Here is a 19,356-nt window from a genome sequence, read left to right as displayed (position 1 = left end):
ATACTGGAGGCGCACCATTGCTGTACCCCTATAGAAAATCTGTATTTTAACCAAATTGGAAACTGCTACAAATCACAACTCTTTTACATATCCTTTGACAAGATGATCAATACCAGTGATCGCAGTGCCGACAACAACAGCGTCTGCCCCTAAATCAATAGCACGACGAGCCATTTGGGGTGAAGATATGCCACCTTCACAAATTGCTGGAACGTTTAATTGCTGCACGATTTGGGTAAGGAGTTCCCAGCCAGGGGGAGAAAGATGCTTGGTTGACGCAGTGTAGCCAAAAAGAGTTGTCCCCACAATATCTGCACCAGCCGCTACAGCTGCTTTTGCTGCCTCAATCGTGTCTACATCTGCCATCACTGTTTTCCCTAATTGATGAATTCGGGCAATAATATCTGCCACTGTTTCACCTCCGGGGCGATTTCTGGTAGTCGCGTCTATGGCAATGATATCTGCTCCCGCTTTTGCCACAGCAGCAGCATGATAAAACTGGGGTGTGATGTATACGTCATAACCAGATACGACTTGTTTCCATAGTCCAATAATTGGGACTTTTACTTTTTCTTTGACAGCAACGATATGAGCAGGGGTATCAATTCTGACACCAACAGCACCATTGTTGACAGCAGCTTGCGCCATTGCTGCGATAACCGTTGGTTCGTGCAGTGGTGATTCAACTGGCGCTTGACAAGATACGATCAGTCCGTGATGGAGTGCTTGAATTAAAGAGTCATTAGTCATGAGTCATTAGTCATTTACCCTTCAGATCCCCGACTTCTATAAGAAGGCGGGGATCTTGTTTTTCACGAATCATATTAGGATTGCTATATCTATTAATCATACTTTTGTAAAATGTCTATGAGTTATTAGTCCTTAGTCATAAGCTGTTGTGCCTTTAATTTGCACAATCTGGGCGGACTTTCCGGCCCACCCCACAACAATTAATTTTATTTAAATTTTAAATATAGTATGCAAATTATAGGATTTTCAGCTTATCAAATTCGCTTAATTATTTATAACGGAGAACTCCCCACTTTCCTGACTCAGCACTCAATACTGAATTAGGCTAGGCTGGTATCCAAACAGTGAATACTGAGCCAGCGCCTACGGTGGATTCTACTTCAATTCGACCCCGGTGGAGTTCTACAAGTTGTTTCGTTAAAGCCAAACCCAGCCCGGTTCCTCCGTAACGCCGACGGTAAGGTGTATCGAGTTGGTGAAATTTCTCAAACAGTAGGGACAATTGTTCTTCTGGAATGCCTATGCCAGTATCCTCTACTTGAAATACTGCGGTTTCGTCTTCTACCCAAATACGTAAAGTGACATTGCCGCCTTCTGGTGTAAATTTTATAGCATTAGTTAACAGATTCCAGACAATTTGTTGCACTCGCCTGACATCAGCAGTAAATATGTCGTGCTGCGGGTTGAGTTGCACATCCAGGTTGAGATTGACTCGCTGGCTTGTTGCTTTTTCTTTGAGTGCGTTGATTGTGGATTGAGCTATGTTTACCAATGAAAATTCTGTAATATTTAAAACAGCCTTGCCTGCCTCAATTTGGGATAAATCGAGGATATCATTAATCATGTCTTGTAAATGTTCTCCACTATCGTGGATAGTTTGGAGATAATCCCGTTGACGCTGACTCAATTCACCAAAAGACCAGCGTAACAAAGTGGAAGACATCCCGATGACGTAAGTTAGAGGTGTGAGCAATTCATGGCTAATGGTGGCAAGAAATTCACTTCTGAGACGGCTGGCGGCTTCTGCAGCTTCTAAGGCGTCGTGAAGCGCCATTGTGCGCTCAACAACTCGTTGCTCGAGAGTTTGTTTTTCTTGAGTGAGCGATCGCATTAATTCTGCTTGATGAATGGCGATCGCCAGTTGTTCAGCCACAGAACTTAACAAATTTTTCTCACTTTCACTCCAGTGGCGAGGAGTATTGCACTGATGAGCAATCAATAGCCCCCAAAGTTTCTCCTCATACACAATTGGGGAAGCTAACTTTGCCCTGACTTTAGCTTTCCTTAAAAAATGTAACAAACACTCTTCTAGAGCATAAGTTTTTTCTACATCATCCACAGCCAACGTAAAGCCTTGGCGATACTTTTCCCAACATCGGGGTATCTGTGCAAAACAATTTTTTTCCTTATAATTCAACACCGATGGAATATCATCGTCAGCACGGACTTCGTAGACAATACAACCTCCTTTGTCGGGTAATTCTTGCTGGTGTGTTTGGAAAGGTGTGGAGATGCAAAGGTGTGGAGATGGAAAGTTGTGGAGATGCAAAGGTGTGGAGATGGAAAGTTGTGGAGATGGGAATGGGGAGGTTGTTGAGTGTTGAGTCTTAACTGTTGATTCCTCAAATTTGTAAACGACAAGCCTGTCTAATTCCAAAAACTCTCGTACTTGTGCAACTGCTGTTGCCATAATCACAGGCAAATCCAGAGTTTTACGGATTTGACTTGTAACCTGATTTAACAGTCGTTCTTGAGCAATCTGTTTATTCAGAGCATGTTGCACAGGTTGACAGACAGAAACGTGAGGATAAGTTGGGGATGATGATTGTACCACCTCATGGTTTCCTTGTGGCAAAAAATACTTTAATAACAAAAGTGAGAATTGACTTTGAAGCGTGCCATCATTAGGAACGGGAATTTGACGATATTGTTCAAGCTTTTGGTAAGTATGGGAATCTGGCTCAAACAAATCTCTCAAGTTCAAAACGAAGGAGGCGATCGCTTCTGGATCAAACGTCAATTGCATATTAAGTGCTGAGGAGTTTTTCGCCTGCTCTGGTTCCGATTGACAAGCCAGCGTTGTGGGCAATGGCGACTTAAAATGAGGAGTCTGCAACTGTCCGTTGGAGTTCCCATTGTAGTTAGTGGCGTTGCTAAGTGCTGAGTCAAAAGTCTGCTTCCCCTGCTCCCCTGCTCCCTCGCTCCCTCGCTCCCTCACTCCCTCGCTCCCCTGCTCCTCTGGCGAACCCACAAGCAGCGCACTAAATTGTTCAGAAACCACCACAGTAAACCGTTGTATTTGCCATTCTTGGGGTAGATCAATCGGTGTCAACACAGCTTCTGTAAGTACCAAAGCCGCCTTTCCCACTGCTTGTTGAGCCATCTGCTGCAAGAATTCCCCAAGCTGATCAAAAACATTACTAGGCAAGGTTCGAGAAAAGCTCAAATCGCGAGAACTAGGCATTGTTAAAAATAAAAGTGAAAGGGGCTTTGTGCTATTGCTCAAAAATTTGTACTGTGTTCTAACCAACAGTTTAAGACGGTAATACAGGATTATGCATCGTATTAATGCCACATCGGGCGGATGGAACCCTCAATCGGAAGGCTTAATTTTTCTAGAACAAACCCCTGCTCCCATAGTGTTTCTTACGTCTGCTGATACCGACATTCAAACTTTGGCGGCGGCTGTACCGAAATTACCCACGACATTTCCTGCTTTAAGAGTTGCTAACCTACTGCAATTGCAGCAACAAGTAAGTATTGATGACTATGTCGAAAAAGTTTTAGAGTTCGCTCAAGTAATTATTCTCCGCCTGTTAGGAGGGCGTTCTTACTGGGCTTATGGCTTAGAAGTTGTGCAGGAAATTGTGCAACGTAATGGTACAACCCTCATTGTAATGCCAGGGGATGACGCTATAGACCCCGATTTAATCTCTCACTCTACTCTACCTCTGAGTACTGTTAATCAGGTGTGGCGCTACTTTAACGAAGGCGGAGTAGAAAATATTCTCAACGCTCTCCAGTTTATCGCCGATACTTGCTTTTCAACTTCTTTTAATCCTTCACCACCGCAAGTCGTTCCGCGTGTTGGGCTTTATGAGTGGGAGCAAATCAATTCAAAATTCAAAATATGTCCTGCGGACACGCTACCCGTTAGTGAAACTCCTCCGGAGGAGGCACAAAATTCAAAATTCGCAGTCTCTTGTTCATCCTTCTCATCTCCTGAGCCTCTCACTTCTAAAGTAGGAATTCTTTTCTACCGTGCTCATTATTTGGCGGGAAACACCAAGGTGATAGATGCTTTGTGCGATGCTTTGGCAAAGCGAAATCTAACGCCAGTACCGATTTTTGTTTCTTCTTTGCGTGATGTTGATGTTCAAGCTGAATTGTGCGAGTTTTTTCAACCCAAGGATACGCAGCAAATTGCAGTGCTGCTGAATACCACAAGTTTTTCTCTGGCGCGTTTGGAAACAGAAACACCGCAGGTTGATTTGTGGCAAAAATTGGATGTGCCGGTGTTGCAAGTTATCCTTAGCGGTGGTGCGGTTGAACAGTGGGAGTTGCAATTTCAAGGACTTTCACCCCGCGATATGGCGATGAATGTGGCGCTTCCAGAAGTGGATGGGCGCATCATCTCTCGTGCTGTGTCTTTTAAAACAGTACAAACGAGCAATTCTGATTTACAAACTGATGTGGTCGTTTATGAACCAGTAAGCGATCGCATTGAGTTTGTCGCTTCTTTAGCCGCGAATTGGGTGCGTTTGCGTTCTAAGCCTCCTGAAGAACGTCGCGTGGCGCTGATTTTGGCAAATTACCCTACCCGGAATGGACGCTTAGCTAATGGTGTGGGATTGGATACACCAGCCAGTTGTGTGGAAATTCTTCAGGCTTTGCAGTCTGCTGGGTATAAAGTGGAAAATTTACCTAGTAATGGGGATGAGTTGATTGAATGTCTCACGGCTGGGGTGACGAATGATCCGGAAGGTAGAGAGTTGCGTCCAGTGCTGCAAGGTGTTTCTGTAGAGGAGTATGAGGAGTTTTTTGCTTCGTTACCGGAAGCTGTGCAGAAAGGAATTGGCGAAAGATGGGGAAGTGTTTTTGAAACGAACCGCCAAGACGAGCCAGCGCTGCAGGAGGGTTTCCCTCCGCAGGCGACTGGCGTCGCAAAGGACGCCAAGGAAGAAAGAAAAGAAGGTTTTAATTTTCCCTCTTCGTTTCCTGTTTCGGGAATTCAGTTCAGTAACGTTTTTGTGGGAGTTCAACCAGCGCGGGGGTATGATGTTGATCCAAGTTTGAATTATCATGCGCCGGATTTGGAACCAACTCATGATTATTTAGCTTTTTATTATTGGGTGCGGGAATGTTTTGGCGCTGATGCTGTGGTTGATGTGGGGAAGCATGGAAATCTAGAGTGGCTTCCGGGTAAAAGTGTGGCTTTGTCGAGTCAATGTTATCCTGAGGTGGCTTTGGGAGCTCTTCCCCATTTGTATCCGTTTATTGTAAATGATCCTGGTGAAGGTTCGCAGGCTAAACGTCGCGCTCAAGCGGTGATTGTGGATCATTTGACGCCACCTCTAACTCGTGCAGAACTTTATGGTTCTTTGCATGAGTTGGAAAATTTGATTGATGAGTATTATGAGGCGGAAAGTTTAGATCCATCTCGTTTGTCAATCATTGGCGATCGCATCCGCGAACTGGTTGTCAAAGAAAATCTTTTGTTGGATTTGGAATTAAAGTACAAGGCAAAAGGTATAACGCGAAAACAAGAATTTTCTGATTCAACGTTTGATTTGTCAGTTTTACCTTCACTTGATGGTTATCTTTGTGAATTGAAGGAAGCTCAAATCCGCGATGGATTGCATATTTTTGGGCAATGTCCTCAAGGGCGACAACTGCGAGATTTAATTGTCGCGATCGCCCGTCTTCCCAATCGTCATCATATTGGATTTACCCGTGCTTTGGCTCAAGATTTGAACTTAGATTTTGATCCACTCACTGCTGATTTCAGTACTGAGTTATCAATTCAAGATATTCAGCTTTTAGCTGACAAAACTCCACACACCTGTCGCACTGTCGGCGATGCTGTCGAAGTATTAGAAGAACAAGCCGCCGAAATCGTAGAAAATCTCATCTCCCCTCCCACTTTCTCATCTCCCTCATCTCCCTCATCTCCCTCATCTCCACTTCCCACCGTCCTTAACTGGATACGCACCAAGCTTCTGCCTTCTTTACTACAAACTCAAGAAGAAATTACCAACTTGTTACGTGGACTCGATGGCGGCTATGTCCCTAGTGCTCCCGCTGGCGCACCCACGCGGGGACGTCCGGAAGTTCTGCCAACTGGTAAAAATTTTTATTCGGTAGATATCCGTGCTGTTCCTACGGAAAGTGCTTGGGATGTTGGTAGAAAAGCGGCTGAGGCACTCATTGAACGTTACACACAAGAGCAAGGTGAGTATCCCAAAACACTAGGATTATCTGTGTGGGGAACTGCCACGATGCGGACTGGGGGTGATGATATTGCTCAGGCGCTGGCTTTACTTGGTGTGCAACCTGTATGGGATGGTGCGGCGCGACGGGTAGTAGATTTTGAAATTTTACCGCTTTCTGTTTTGGGGCGTCCGCGTGTGGATGTGACGTTGCGAATTTCTGGTTTCTTTAGGGATGCTTTTCCCAACTTGATTGATTTGTTCGACTCGGCTGTGCAAGCCGTGGCGGCTTTGGATGAACCACCACAGGAAAATTCTCTTGCAGTACAAGTTCGTCAAGAGACTGATTTTTGGACAAAACTTGGTTTAAGTTTACCAGAGGCAAGAGTGCGATCGCGTTACCGTATCTTTGGTTCTAAACCAGGTGCTTACGGCGCAGGACTCCAAGGTTTAATTGAATCACAAAACTGGACGGATGACCAAGATTTAGCTCGTGCTTACATCAACTGGAGTTCCTATGCTTACACCTCAGGAAGAGTAGAGGAAGCAGGGGAAGCAGGGGGAGCAATATCCCCCTCATCCTCTTCATCCCCCTCATCCCTTCAACAAGGACGTTCCGCCCCAGAAGCATTTGAAAAGCGGTTGCAACAAATGCAGATAGTGTTACAAAACCAAGACAATCGCGAACACGATTTGCTCGATTCTGATGATTACTACCAATTTCAGGGTGGTTTAACAGCTGCGATACGTGCTGTACGAGGAGAAAATCCCCAAACCTATTTTGGTGATAATTCGATTCCTGCTCAACCGCGAGTCCGCCAACTCAAAGAAGAAATCGCACGGGTGTATCGTTCTCGCGTTGTGAATCCTAAATGGATTGCGGGAGTGATGCGCCACGGTTACAAGGGTGCTTTTGAAATGGCGGCGACGGTGGATTATTTATTTGCTTACGATGCTACAGCAAAATGTGTGGAAGACTATATGTACGAAGGGATAGCCCAGGCGTATTTATTTGACCCAATTGTGTCGGAATTCATTGAGCAAAAAAACCCCTATGCTCTGCGTGATATGGCTGAAAGATTACTAGAAGCACATAAGCGCAGTTTATGGCACGATGTAAATATACAAACACTGGAACTTTTGCGAAATATAGTGCATCAAGCCGAAGCAGCGATTGAAGAAAAATAAGTGGTGTAGAAAAAAATTATGGAGAATCTTGCGTATCTACACGTAGCTTCTGACTACGAGGACCTACCCCCCAGTGAATTAATCTCTCTGAGCCATTTGTTTAAGAAAACAGCAGCACCTGATTGGACACGGTTGTCTGGTAGAGCTTGGAAATATATGCTACCCCTAGCCATTGCCTTGTCTATTATCAGTAGTGTGAGTAGTGTGCTAGCACTTGAAAAAGGCGATCGCGGTCCTTCTGTGAGAAACCTACAACAACAGTTGAAAAGGACAGGCTTTTATCAAGCTCCTATAACTCAAGTCTATGACACCTCAACAGAAGATGCCGTGCGCCGCTTCCAAACAGCTGCTGGCTTGGATGTTAACGGTGTTGCAGGGTCTGTGACTGTACAAAAATTAGAGGGGTGGCGTACCTCTACTGAAGCTTCCCAACCTCGAAACACCAGTACCTCTCAAGCTAGAACAACCAGTACTGTAAATTCCCAAGCTAGAACAACCAGTACTGTAAATTCTCAAGCTAGAACAACCAGTACTGTAAATTCAGTAGCTAGCAAGCGTCGCAGTTCTAACTTTCTCCAAAAAGGAGATGAAGGTGAAGATGTCAGAATTCTGCAAGAACGATTGCGAATTGCAGGGTTTTTCACTGGTAATTCAACAGGGATATACGGTCCAATTACTGAAGATGCTGTTAAGCGGTTCCAAGAGACTTACAATTTAGCTCCTGATGGAGTCGTCGGATCAGCAACGCTAGCAAAATTACCAGCCCTTGGTGTCGGTTATGGAGATGATGCACCCAGTAAACCGCGTACTGCTGGAGACAAACTCCGCCTAGGAGACCGTGGTGAGGCTGTGAGAGTTCTTCAAGAACAATTAATTAAGGCAGGATATTTACAAGGAGAGCCAAACGCTTACTTCGGTCCTAACACAGCAGATGCTGTACGGCGCTTCCAAGAAGATAATTACCTCGCATCAAGCGGTATTGCTGGTCCAACGACCCGAGCCAAATTGTACAGCTTGGTCAATACTGGTTCCAATAGTGATTTCAGTGTTTTGGAAATTCAAAGACGACTACGGGATCGGGGCTTCTACAAGGGTTCTCTTAACGGTGTGATGGGAGATGAAACAAAACAAGCTATTAGACAAGCCCAACAATTCTACGGTATCAGTCTGAGTGATGTCAGAAGCGGACGCTATTAACATCCGCTTAAGTGTTGCTCGTATCGATACCTAACAGTTGGTTTACCTCCCATGATAGTAAGCTGACCGCTGGTATTTTCCAAGGTACTTGAAATAAAGGCTTTCCAGAATTTTAAAACCTAAGTGCTAGAGTGGCATGAGTGCCCTTTGGCACTTAGGACAAACAGCATGAATTGTCAACTGACAATCGAGCAGTTGAAAACCTTCTTTTTGAGCAGTTTTCGCTCCAATTTTTAATATCGAGTCGTTTTTGAACTCGATTGTGGTGTTGCACCTGACACAAATGAGGTGATGGTGGTGATGGGGGTAGGGTTGATTGAGTTCGTAATGCTTATGTCCTTCTCCCAGTTCCAACTCTCGCAAGATTCCCATCCGCGCCATCAACTTGAGGGTGCGATAAATAGTCGATAGGCTAATTCCCTCGTTTTCGGTTTCTAGCCTTTCGTAAAGGTCTTCAGCGCTGAGGTGTTCTCCTTGCGGAAGTTCTTGAAAAATGTGTAAAATAACCTCGCGCTGGGGTGTTAAACGCCAACCACGTTCATTAAGTTCTGCCTTTAGTGAGGCTGCTGTGTAGACTGTCATACTAATTTTTCTCAACAAAGCCCATTAGTTGCGAATATAGCAAAAGTTTGGACTAATTTGCAATAATCCAACAGTATTGAGAATAATTGCTAAATGTTTAAAGGTAGATGGTAAAGCCTTGACCACGCAAAAAAGTACGATCCCCGCCTGATAGAAGTCGTGGAAAAGGGCGAGCGTTGCTCCCCTGCAATTAGATGAAAATAACTTGCCATAAGGAACGTGCGAAGTTTTGGCAAGGGGGATCAACTTAGTCAACAGTCCAAAGTTAAAAGTCTTTGAGAACAGGTATTTTGCTCTTGTATGAAGAATTTATAATTTTCTTGACTGGTAACTATTGACTATTGACTATTGACTATCGACTAACTAGCTCAAAGACTCTAAGTAGTCGCGGATGAGATTGCGGCGCTTGGGTTGGCGCAGTTTCTGCAACGCTTTGGACTCAATTTGCCGTACCCGTTCCCGTGATAAATCAAGAGCGCGTCCAATTTCTGCCAATGAGTAAGGATGACCATCAGCCAAACCAAACCGCATCAGAATTACATCGCGCTCACGGCTCGTTAAATCTGCCAGAAGATTATGCAAGTCTCTTTGTAAAGATTCTCGCATGAGCGTTTGCTCTGGCGTGATGTTATCGGTTTCGAGTAATTCTCCTAACTCTGTGTCTTTGTCCTTACCAACTTTTGTTTCCAAAGAAACGGAACGAGGTACTCGCAAAAGAACTTCCCGGACTTGTGCAGGTGTCATGTCTAACTCTTGAGCAAGGTCTTCTAAAGTTGGGGTACGACCTTTTTCTTGGGCAATTTTCCGCTGAGCTTTTTTGATTTTGTTCAGCTTTTCTGTAATGTGAACAGGGAGGCGGATAGTACGGCTAGAAGTTGCGATCGCCCGTGTGATTCCTTGACGAATCCACCAGTAAGCGTAGGTGCTGAAGCGATAACCTTTGGTAGGGTCAAACTTCTCAACAGCTCGTTCCAAACCAAGAGTCCCTTCTTGGACTAAATCCAACAATTCCAAACCGCGATTTTGATACTTCTTAGCAACAGAGACAACGAGGCGAAGATTAGCCTTAATCATGTGTTCTTTTGCCTGGAGTCCACTGCTTTGAATTTTCTCCAGTTCTTCCACAGTGATTTTGGCAATTTCAGCCCAACGCCGTTTGCCTTGTCCTATGATCTGCTTAAGCTCGAACAGTTCTACACCAGCAGTACGAGCCCACCGTTCAAGAGAAGGACGATGTCCCAGCGCCGATGCCAAACGCTCTTGAGTTTCAATCAGCCTCAGATATGGTGCAATGACTTGATCTCCTTGCTCGGCGGCGTCAGACAGAAGTATCCGCATCCGCAAGTAGCGCTGGACTTTTTGAGCTTCTGCAACTTCTTCATCCCGTCCTAATAACCGAACGCGACCAATTTCCTGAAGGTATAGACGTACTAAATCTGTGCTGCGTCGATTAGGTGTAGCTAAGCTTGCAGGGTCAACAGAAGCTATCTCCAATTCTTCCAGTTCATCGATCGGCAACTCACTTTCATCAATTGTGAGTTCCGGGTCAAAGACCTGGTGGGACTGTTTGCTATTGTAAGCGGCATCTGCGTAAAAAGATGTTGCTGGCATAAAAATTCGTCTCAATGGCTCCAGGTAACAATAGATGACGTTCAGCTAATTAACTGTTGCTATTGTTCCCGTGATTCTTCAAGAACTAACACGGTAGAGGGTGACCTTTAGGTTTTTTTTTCAAAAAACCTTTACTGGTTTTTGTTAACACAGTGCCTCCGAAGGCTCGGTTGCAGTAGCTTTCCCATGAACCAATAGCTATTCAAATTCCCTACTGGGCGTTAAATTGCGAATGACGTAATAAAGATTTGAACCTTACATATTTTGACTGTCGCTTAGGAAGAAAAGTATAATCATATATCAGTGAAAAGTCCTGTTTTTATATGGATAGTCATATCTACATCGCTGTCTAGGTAGTTTCCTGAAGATTTACGAATTTTCCTTCAAAAATGATTAGTTCTGCGGTGAGGTCTAGGAAAGATGAGGGAGTGAGGGAGGTGAGGGAGATGAGGGAGATGAGGAACAGACTCCTTATTTTGAACTAAGAATTTCGCGAATTTTGAATTGATTTGCTCCCCTACTCCGGCTTCTTATCTCGCAGCATCAGTTCTAAAAGCCCTTGTCGGGGTGTGATTTCACCCTGAAGTAAACGATAAACTTGCTCGGTAATTGGCATAGGAATATTTTGCTGCTGAGATCGCTGTACTAAAACCTGAGTCGTATTAACTCCCTCAGCAGTTCCTTCTAAATGGGCGAGAATTTCTGCCAGTGTTTTACCACCAGCCAACTGGTAGCCCACTTGGTAATTACGACTCAAGGGACTGTTACAAGTTGCTAACAAATCGCCCAAGCCGGACAAACCGTAAAATGTTTCCATCTTCGCACCCCAATGCACACCGATGCGAACCATTTCTGTCAGCCCACGGGTGACTAAAGCAGCTTTAGCGTTCGTTCCCAACTGCAAGCCATCACATACACCTGCGGCGATCGCCATGACATTCTTCAGTGTCCCCCCCAGTTCCACTCCCAACGGGTCAGAATTGGTGTAAACCCGAAAACGATCAGAAGAAAACACCACTTGCACGAACTCTGCTGCAGTCATGACACTGCTTGCAACAACACTTGCTGCTGGTAATTCCTGTTCTATTTCTTTAGATAAATTGGGACCAGAGAGGACAACCACAGCATGGGCGCTTAAAGCTTCTTGCCAAATATGTGACGGCGTGCAAGTCGTTTCTGGGTCTAAGCCCTTCGTCGCCGTCACAAAAATCGTTTCTTCAGAAACGGGTAAAGACTGTATTTGGGTAGCTATAGCTCTTACGCCTTTCATCGACACAGCAGAAAGGACAATATCAGCACCTTGTATGACCTCCGCCAGCGTTTGCGAACTCCGACGTGACCACACGCGCACTTCATGACCATTTGCGATCGCCAGACTAGCAAGAGCGCTTCCCCAAGCACCTGCACCCAGAATTGCGACCAATTTTGAATTAGTCATTGGTCATTAGTCATTAGTCGTTAGTCCTTCCCCTGCTCCCTCATCTCCCTCACTCCGGGGGTAACGCTCCATCAATTGCCTCACTTGCTCTGCATGATATGAACTTCTTGTCAATGGAGAGGAGACAACTTGTAAAAATCCTAGCTCTTCACCGAAGACTCTCCAAGCAGTAAATTGCTCTGGGGTGATAAAATCATCGATTTTCAAATGTTTTTGACTGGGTTGGAGGTATTGCCCAATGGTCAAAATATCGCAATCCACAACTCGCAAATCTCGCATAACTTGGCGGACTTCCTCATCAGTTTCGCCGAGTCCCACCATAATACCGGATTTGGTGTACACACTAGGAGCAATTTGGCGAGAACGCTGCAATAATTCGAGCGATCGCTCATAGTTCCCTTGGGGACGCACCCGCCGATACAAACGCGGAACCGTTTCTGTATTATGGTTGAGAACTTCTGGATGTGCTTGGAGAATCAACTCTAGCGCCTCCCAGTGACCGCACAAGTCAGGAATGAGAACCTCAATAGTGGTTTGGGGTGAGATAGTGCGAATCGCTTCAATACATTTGACAAACTGCAAAGCCCCACCATCTGGCAAGTCATCTCGGTTTACAGAGGTAATAACCACATGATTCAGTTTCATGCGGCGTACCGCTTCTGCCAGTCGTGCTGGTTCCGTGGGGTCTAGAGGTTTGGGTTTTTTCTCAAAATCAATATCACAGTAGGGACAAGCACGCGTACAAGCTGGTCCCATAATTAAAAATGTGGCTGTACCAGCGTTGAAGCACTCACCAATATTTGGACAGGACGCTTCCTCACAAACCGTATTGAGGGCTAAATCCCGCAAAATTTCTTTAACGTTACCAACGCGCTCCCATTGAGGCGCTTTTACCCGCAACCAGTTTGGTTTAACAGTCACAATCGGCTTCTACTACTTTATTTGTACATAGTAAATGGTAGCAAGCTTCATCAATTGGTGGATAAATATGCAAACTACTTTCCGATTCATCACTCTTTGTGATATTCTTTGATATATTGGAATAATTGTGCCGGGATGTGGCGCAGCTTGGTAGCGCACTTCGTTCGGGACGAAGGGGCCGCTGGTTCGAATCCAGTCATCCCGATTTTTTTGTACATTTGCAAATTAAATGTCGCAATTTGACAAATTTGTGTTGTTATTCACACATTAATGTCGCTTTGGTTATTTTAACGAAGTAGCGGAAGTCCCCACCTTCAACCGTAAGCGCAAAGCGCACACTTCGTGTTGGCGCAGCCTGTGCGTAAGGACTTACGCGTAGCGTGCCGAAGGCTTAGGTAGGGTGGGAATAGACAGCAGACAATGATCTAGCTGTCTATTCCCAACGGCTCGAAACCATCTACCGCCAAAAAATCGCCGCCCTCAAAGAACTCAAACAATCCATCCTGCAAAAAGCATTCACTGGCGAACTCACCGCAGACACCGCTAAGGAGAAAATTGCCGCATGAAGGCGAGATGGGTGTACTAGACTAAAGCTAGATTGAATTAGCTCGATATTTAACAACACTATCACCATGTATGAAAGCAATTGAAACCACAGCCACAATTAATGAAAATGGGGAACTGACACTAGATAAATCGCTAGAAATTACCAAACCACAGCGCGTTCGCATTATTGTTTTACTTTCCGAAGAAGACGAAACTGACCCAGATGAAACACCGACACAAATAGTTATAGAAGGAATTCGGCAAGGTTTACATGAAGCTTTAACAGGACAAACTATACCCCTCTCAGAAATGTGGGAAGGAATTGATGCAGAGTGAACCATCACCGATCCAAATCGCTCTGACTGCTCGTTTTAAAAGGGATCTTCGAGAACTTGCTAAACGGTATCGTTCAATTCGTAGTGATATTCAACCCTTAATAGAGCAACTTCAAGCAGGTGAAATCCCTGGAGATAGAATTGCTGGAGTTAAATATCAGGTTTTCTAAGTTCGTCTTAAAAATAGCAACATTCAAAAAGGAAAAAGTGCAGGCTATCGAGTCATTTATTATCTGAAAACTGAACAAGGAATCATACTCACTACAATTGATTCCAAATCTGATGTTTCAGATGTTGCTAATGAAACAATTGAAGAAGCGATCGCACAATATGAACAAGAAATTCAAAAAGAGGATAACCCAAATTAACACTACCAATAAGTTCAACTTCCTGACTCACTATCAAGTGTTAACTGTCCAATAAACACTAATTAATCACCAACTACCAAAGAGTTTGACTTATGCTGATCCAGAAGATTGTCCAAGAACTGCAAGACATCCCCGAAGACAAGCTGGCAGAAATTTATGACCTGATTCACTATTTTCGCCTAGGTTTAAGTCAAGAACGTACACAACCCCGCACCCCTGGTTTACTGAAAGGACAACTTGGCGATGCTTTTTTTGAACCACTCCCAGAAGAGGAACTCCAGCAATGGGAATGAGCTACCTCATCGACACCCATATCTTTCTGTGGTGGCTCTTTGACGACCCAAAACTTGATACGACTTCCCGAGACATCATTCGCAACCCTGATCATCGCATTTTCGTTAGCAGTGTTTCCGCTTGGGAAATTGCTACCAAATACCGCATTGGTAAACTACCTGAAGCAAAACAACTCGTTGAGCAATATTCACAAATATTACATCAGGCAAGATTTATAGAACTTGCCATCACCTCAGCCCATGCACTCAGAGCAGGAAGTCTACAAATTGCCCATCGAGATCCTTTTGATCGCATGATTATGACTCAAGCTGAACTCGAAGGTTTACCCGTTATTACCTACGACAAAGAATTTCAGACTGGACTGATTCAGGTAATTCCCGACCTCAGGTAAAAACGGGTGAGACGTGGGGCTTCTGCCCGATTACAGCTATTTTCAGGTAAATAGACCACATTTGCCGTAGCTTATATCTTGCACCTCTCGGGATAAACCACTAATAGACCAATAGGAGCGTAAAAAAGTGACTCCAGCAGTGATAAGGTATTTAAGTAGAAAAAAGAAATTTATATAACAAAACAAGGGTTGAGATTACGTAAATGACCAAGGTTCAGGCGATTGCGCGGAGCGCACTGCCCCTTGGGCAATCGCCAACTTGGGGAGTGCCTGGATTTGCGCTCATGAGCCGAAATATGAGAGAAAAGGGCGTGAAAAGCATAATTAACAGCAAGAAAAATGATCTCAATTCTTGCGCACGCCCAAGGGCTAGTTTACACTTTACTATCGTTGATGCCCTCAAAATACCAGCAACAAAACTTAGAAGCAATGTTGGGATTGTTCCTACAGGCGCAAGGACATCCTTTACCTGAACACTCTAAAAGTAAGTCAGAAGCGTGCCTTAAGCCGATTTCTCAATATTTATGATTGGTCAACCCGAAGTGTAATTCGCACTGCTCGCGCTCGTATTATTCAGGAGATTTTGTCTCATTGCCCAAAAGGACGGAAACGTTTCACAAGTCATCATTGACCTTACAACTTTAGAGAAATTTGGTAAATTTCCACAATTTAAGGATTTAATCCGTGTCTACAACGGAAAACGAGGCTTGCATTTAGTTGTGGTCTATTTGGTTGTTGGTCAGTGGAGAGTACCTTGGAGCTTCCGTGTATGGAGGGGAAAAGGCACTTCCTCTCCTGCACAGTTGGGATTAAAGCAGATTTTATGTCTGCCTAAAAAATTAACTAAACACTTCCAGGTGATGGTTCTTGTAGATACAGCTTTTGGCAGTGTGGAATTTCTACATGGTGTCCGAAAGCAGAAATACCACGTAATTGCTGGTATAGCTTGTACCCGTAAGTTGGTTGATGGCCGCTGTGTTGCTCGTCTACATAAGCGAGGACAACAGCTTTACCTTCGGAGTTTTAAGTTTCCCGTCTATGTATCTTGGTACTATTTTAAACGTGATGATGGTAAATATGTAAAACGATTTGTCATTTCTACTAAAGCTCTCAAAGCCAGTACTATTTCTTGGTGGGGCAAACGACGGTGGCAAATAGAGGGTTGGTTTAAAACTGCAAAACACCGTTTCGGGTAAGGGAGCCTGCATCACTGCATCTCCCTCCCCTAAGAACCGGAGAATTTAGTATTCAATGCCAACTTACAAGAATTTGCAAGACACGTAAGTTACATTTGTAATTTACAAACTCTTGGCAAGATTTCAGTCGAAGATTCATACAAGCAAATTAATGAACTTTGGCAACAGTTAGAACGTAGCTATTTAGAATTGGGGATTGACGACTGATAGGGCATTGTATGCCTTTTTGTTTTTTTTTGTACGCTTAGTTACGCTGTAATCAGTAGATGAGCGTGAAAATCAATCGGCATGGTCGCGCCAATCATAGCCGTTTAGCGAGATTTTTTAATCCTCACACTTTTTCTGATCTTTTAAACGAATTTCTGAAATAACGGAGCTAGCAGGATATTGTTTTTGAAATGACACTGCTAATTCAGAGTTTAGTTTCCTAAAAATATCTTTAAATTTATCAATTTCTTCAGGAGTTAAATTAAACTCCGTTAAATCGATAATTGCTTCAGCGTCAACGACAACAAAATCATTTAAATCAGAAATTTGAACAGCTAAAAAAAGTTGTTCGACAGCAACTAAATCTTCTGAAAAATTTTGCATACTATAATAGTGGATAAGCAAACACCCCTAATGAAAAAGTATCAGGGGAGAACATGATACAAGAATATTAACTTTAAGTGTTGCAGACACTACATTGCTTAACTTCCTACTTCAGGTAGATAAATGTTTTGCTGATTAATACGGTATCTATTCCTTCTATCAGAGGATTGATGACTGATAGGGTATTGTATGCCTTTTTGTTGTACGCTTATTTACGCTGTCATCAGTAGACGAGCGTGAAAATCAATCGGCATGGTCGCGCTAAAATTCTCACACAGCAAGAGATACAGCTAGTATTTGCTCAAGAATTTGATTCGGAGCGCGGTAAGAAGACCCGGTTCTGCAAGAGAAAGGGGCTAAGTATTTATTCATATCGCGACAAAATCCGAATCTTACCAAAGTGTTGGCGAGTTTTGATGAGGTATCAAATATCTCTCTAAAAGTTTGACTTTCTTTGTGTTCGCTCCGAATTTTTCAGATCTGTTTTTACAAAGAACCCCAGCCCAGTCATCATGATTGTTGATGTGACAGTTCAAGGTGCGGAATATAGGGTTAAATCTAATTGTCTACTTTGTCAGGTAGAGCAATAACTTGACTGTCTGTAGCATTAATACGATTGAGTTGTCCAGTGGTGGTATTGATCAAGTCAATGCCAATTAGTTGGTAGTCATTCGGGTCAGTAGAAAGTTCGGGAAGTTCTGTAAGATTACCTAAGTAGAGTACAGCAACAGTAACTGAACAGGCGTTGGCTGTTCCTGTTGAACATCCATCTGGATAATTAACACCGCTAAGAACCCCTGGAGTTCCAGGCGGAAGACCGAGAAACTCAGCTTTAAGACCTGGCACTACTTTCCAACCAGCATTCTCCTTTTTTAAATCCCTCTCAAGTCCTGAAAAAGAGAAATCAGAAACAGCGTTAAAGTATGAAAACTCTCTACCGAAATCTCCTAGTGCATCAGTGGCTACAGTAGCTGTGTTGAAGTCAAAAGAACCTTTCCCCCACCCTCAATAGTAAACTTAAATCTCAGTACGGTTTTAGGTCTGCCAGCAGCCAGAGTACGAAGAAGTGGAAAACTTCCTGCGGCAGTGGCTCCTACAATTAAGCCTCCACCAACTTTCAAAATTTGACGTCGCGAATAGATGTTAAACACAATGCTTTCTCCTAAACAAAGAAAATTTTTTAAAGGTAGAGTGAACTACTCTGCTTTTGCTAAGTAGCCCAACCAACCGCAGTGTAAGGCTGGCATTCGCAATTCGAGCAGAGGTATTCCATATGAGTGCTGGTGAATTGGAGTTAGTTCACTTTGAAGATAGGGAAACAATTTGAGGAACTTGTGAGCAAGAGATTTATCAGTTTTAGGATGTTTTTATAGATTTCTGCTTTCTCTCGGTCGCATCAGTTGTAGTCTGTAGATCACAAGGTCTACAGTTTGGCGATGAAAATCAATCGGCACGGACGCGCCAAAATTCTCACACAGTCTGAGATACAGCTAGTATTCGCCCAAGGGTTTGACTCGGAGCGCGATAAAACCTTGTTTGGCGTGTGCCTGTTTACTGCTGCAAGAATCCGTGAAGCGATCGCTCCTTTAGCTTGCGAAGGCGGGCTTTGTTTGTATAGCCGCGACTTCAGTCGTTATGTCTGTATACAACGCGATTTTCTTGGCGAAGCACAGCATCAAGTCTTGGACAGCAGAACTTTCGGACATGGGTGTTACCGAGGATTAGCTCAAAGGAATGTGAACAATTCGGTCTTGATATTCAGTTTCTTCTGCGGCTAGCGCAATCAAAATTAAGTCATCAAGTACTTGCTTAATTGTTCTTCTTGGGCGCAGAACAAAAATTCCTGGGATGTGGCGACCTTGAGCAAGGTGTGCAGCAAGATGTATCGGCATGGAACTACGATTATTTGTAACCAGGATAAAGTTATTAAGTTCACACCAAATTAAAATTTCTGGATCTAATGTGCTTTTGGGTGGTACTCCTGGGTCGCCCACCATCCAAACAGTTAAATCAGCTTGTCGGCTGAGCAACTGCACTCGATATAGGGGAGGGAGGTTTTCATCAAGTAAGTATTTAATGCTCATTCAGCACTTGTTTTGCTACCTCTGTTTCTGCTTTCAATTTCCGGAGTCGGATGATAAAGGCAGGAGGATTTTCATCCTGTTCTCGCTCGGAGTTGAGGCAATGCTCTAACCAGTCTGCCATATATTTGCTAACTTTTTCTTTTTTATGCAGGTAATAAAGTATGGTTGCATAGATTTGTTCTAGGCTAAGAGTTGTGTATATTTGGGCAATTTCTTCGGCGGTAAGGTCACGATAGATATACTCATATAGAATGGTTTCAATACCAATACGTGAGTCTTTCAGTCGAATGTCATTTGGGGCGAGAAAGTTAAAGTAATCTTCGAGTTGCATAAGTTAATTCTCCGGTTTTATTAGAATTTGGAGTATGTGGTGATAGATTATTGTCGCTTTAACAAACTAGAGGCTGCTGAGGAGCATCAACAAGGCCATTGCTT

17 protein-coding genes, 1 tRNA gene and 3 pseudogenes are annotated in these 19,356 nt (G+C 43.8%); 10 read left to right on the top strand and 11 right to left on the bottom strand.

Annotation, left to right across the window (positions count from 1 at the left end; all coding sequences use genetic code 11):
* Positions 1-72: 72 nt before the first annotated feature.
* A complete protein-coding gene (locus tag V5G28_RS06340; RefSeq protein WP_332994023.1) occupies positions 73-750 on the bottom strand; it encodes an N-acetylmannosamine-6-phosphate 2-epimerase in 678 nt (225 codons plus the stop codon).
* A gap of 325 nt (positions 751-1,075) precedes the next feature.
* Positions 1,076-3,214, bottom strand: a complete 2,139-nt coding sequence (locus V5G28_RS06335) for a GAF domain-containing sensor histidine kinase (RefSeq protein ID WP_332994021.1) — start codon at positions 3,212-3,214, stop codon at positions 1,076-1,078.
* Positions 3,215-3,305: 91 nt separating this feature from the next.
* Between V5G28_RS06335 and cobN the strand changes: the two genes are divergently transcribed.
* Both cobN and V5G28_RS06325 read left to right on the top strand, forming a co-directional pair.
* A complete protein-coding gene (cobN, locus tag V5G28_RS06330; protein WP_332994019.1) occupies positions 3,306-7,367 on the top strand; it encodes a cobaltochelatase subunit CobN in 4,062 nt (1,353 codons plus the stop codon).
* An 18-nt stretch (positions 7,368-7,385) separates the two neighbouring features.
* Positions 7,386-8,564 carry a peptidoglycan-binding domain-containing protein gene (locus V5G28_RS06325; RefSeq protein WP_332994016.1) on the top strand — a complete coding sequence of 393 codons (1,179 nt, stop codon included), beginning with the start codon at positions 7,386-7,388 and terminating at the stop codon, positions 8,562-8,564.
* A gap of 126 nt (positions 8,565-8,690) precedes the next feature.
* On the opposite strand, the gene V5G28_RS06320 is transcribed toward V5G28_RS06325, so the two are convergent.
* The 4 genes from V5G28_RS06320 to lipA all read right to left on the bottom strand — a co-directional run bounded on the left by V5G28_RS06320 (position 8,691) and on the right by lipA (position 13,116).
* Entirely contained in the window at positions 8,691-9,146 is a 456-nt protein-coding gene (locus V5G28_RS06320) for a Fur family transcriptional regulator (RefSeq protein ID WP_096566494.1), read from the bottom strand.
* Between the two features lie 363 nt (positions 9,147-9,509).
* Entirely contained in the window at positions 9,510-10,757 is a 1,248-nt protein-coding gene (gene sigC / locus V5G28_RS06315; protein ID WP_332994013.1) for an RNA polymerase sigma factor SigC, read from the bottom strand.
* 517 nt (positions 10,758-11,274) lie between these two features.
* Positions 11,275-12,195, bottom strand: a complete 921-nt coding sequence (locus tag V5G28_RS06310) for an NAD(P)H-dependent glycerol-3-phosphate dehydrogenase (RefSeq protein WP_332994011.1) — start codon at positions 12,193-12,195, stop codon at positions 11,275-11,277.
* Positions 12,196-12,201: 6 nt separating this feature from the next.
* Positions 12,202-13,116 (bottom strand): lipoyl synthase, encoded by a 915-nt coding sequence (gene lipA, locus V5G28_RS06305; RefSeq protein WP_332994008.1) that lies wholly within the window; start codon positions 13,114-13,116, stop codon positions 12,202-12,204.
* Between the two features lie 131 nt (positions 13,117-13,247).
* On the opposite strand from lipA, the gene V5G28_RS06300 reads away from it, so the two are divergent.
* The 7 genes and pseudogenes from V5G28_RS06300 to V5G28_RS36600 all read left to right on the top strand — a co-directional run.
* A tRNA-Pro gene (locus V5G28_RS06300) sits at positions 13,248-13,321 on the top strand.
* Positions 13,322-13,752: 431 nt separating this feature from the next.
* Positions 13,753-13,998, top strand: coding sequence for a type II toxin-antitoxin system RelN family antitoxin (locus tag V5G28_RS06295; protein ID WP_332994006.1), 246 nt, complete (start codon positions 13,753-13,755; stop codon positions 13,996-13,998).
* A pseudogene (locus tag V5G28_RS06290) lies at positions 13,988-14,365 on the top strand (type II toxin-antitoxin system RelE family toxin). The gene V5G28_RS06295 and the pseudogene V5G28_RS06290 overlap by 11 nt, the downstream one beginning before the upstream one ends.
* Before the next feature lie 92 nt (positions 14,366-14,457).
* Positions 14,458-14,658 carry a hypothetical protein gene (locus tag V5G28_RS06285; RefSeq protein ID WP_041040578.1) on the top strand — a complete coding sequence of 67 codons (201 nt, stop codon included), beginning with the start codon at positions 14,458-14,460 and terminating at the stop codon, positions 14,656-14,658.
* Entirely contained in the window at positions 14,649-15,050 is a 402-nt protein-coding gene (locus V5G28_RS06280; RefSeq protein WP_332994003.1) for a type II toxin-antitoxin system VapC family toxin, read from the top strand. The genes V5G28_RS06285 and V5G28_RS06280 overlap by 10 nt, the downstream gene beginning before the upstream one ends.
* 339 nt (positions 15,051-15,389) lie before the next feature.
* A pseudogene (locus tag V5G28_RS06275) lies at positions 15,390-16,240 on the top strand (IS701 family transposase); the annotation flags it as partial.
* 51 nt (positions 16,241-16,291) lie between these two features.
* Positions 16,292-16,453, top strand: a pseudogene (locus V5G28_RS36600) (DUF7219 family protein); the annotation flags it as partial.
* A 117-nt stretch (positions 16,454-16,570) separates the two neighbouring features.
* On the opposite strand, the gene V5G28_RS06270 reads toward V5G28_RS36600, so the two are convergent.
* The 3 genes from V5G28_RS06270 to V5G28_RS06260 all read right to left on the bottom strand — a co-directional run bounded on the left by V5G28_RS06270 (position 16,571) and on the right by V5G28_RS06260 (position 17,988).
* Entirely contained in the window at positions 16,571-16,837 is a 267-nt protein-coding gene (locus tag V5G28_RS06270; RefSeq protein WP_332994001.1) for a hypothetical protein, read from the bottom strand.
* 558 nt (positions 16,838-17,395) lie between these two features.
* On the bottom strand, positions 17,396-17,683 hold the full coding sequence (locus V5G28_RS06265; RefSeq protein ID WP_332993999.1) for a hypothetical protein: 288 nt from the start codon (positions 17,681-17,683) through the stop codon (positions 17,396-17,398).
* A 116-nt stretch (positions 17,684-17,799) separates the two neighbouring features.
* Positions 17,800-17,988 carry a hypothetical protein gene (locus V5G28_RS06260; protein ID WP_332993996.1) on the bottom strand — a complete coding sequence of 63 codons (189 nt, stop codon included), beginning with the start codon at positions 17,986-17,988 and terminating at the stop codon, positions 17,800-17,802.
* A 285-nt stretch (positions 17,989-18,273) separates the two neighbouring features.
* On the opposite strand from V5G28_RS06260, the gene V5G28_RS06255 reads away from it, so the two are divergent.
* The gene (locus tag V5G28_RS06255) at positions 18,274-18,615 is read left to right on the top strand and encodes a hypothetical protein (protein WP_332993994.1); all 342 of its coding nucleotides are present in this window, start codon (positions 18,274-18,276) and stop codon (positions 18,613-18,615) included.
* Here V5G28_RS06255 and V5G28_RS06250 read toward each other — a convergent pair.
* Positions 18,559-18,921 carry a DUF5615 family PIN-like protein gene (locus V5G28_RS06250; protein ID WP_332993992.1) on the bottom strand — a complete coding sequence of 121 codons (363 nt, stop codon included), beginning with the start codon at positions 18,919-18,921 and terminating at the stop codon, positions 18,559-18,561. The genes V5G28_RS06255 and V5G28_RS06250 overlap by 57 nt on opposite strands.
* Complete coding sequence (locus V5G28_RS06245) at positions 18,911-19,252, bottom strand: DUF433 domain-containing protein (RefSeq protein ID WP_332993990.1); 342 nt, start codon at positions 19,250-19,252, stop codon at positions 18,911-18,913. The genes V5G28_RS06250 and V5G28_RS06245 overlap by 11 nt, the downstream gene beginning before the upstream one ends.
* Positions 19,253-19,356: the final 104 nt, after the last annotated feature.

Source organism: Scytonema sp. PRP1 (genome assembly GCF_036697665.2).
Taxonomy (GTDB): Bacteria; Cyanobacteriota; Cyanobacteriia; order Cyanobacteriales; family Nostocaceae; genus Kalymmatonema; species Kalymmatonema gypsitolerans.
The sequence above is the reverse complement of the archived record's forward strand: the minus strand, read 5'-3'. Positions and strand labels throughout refer to the sequence as shown.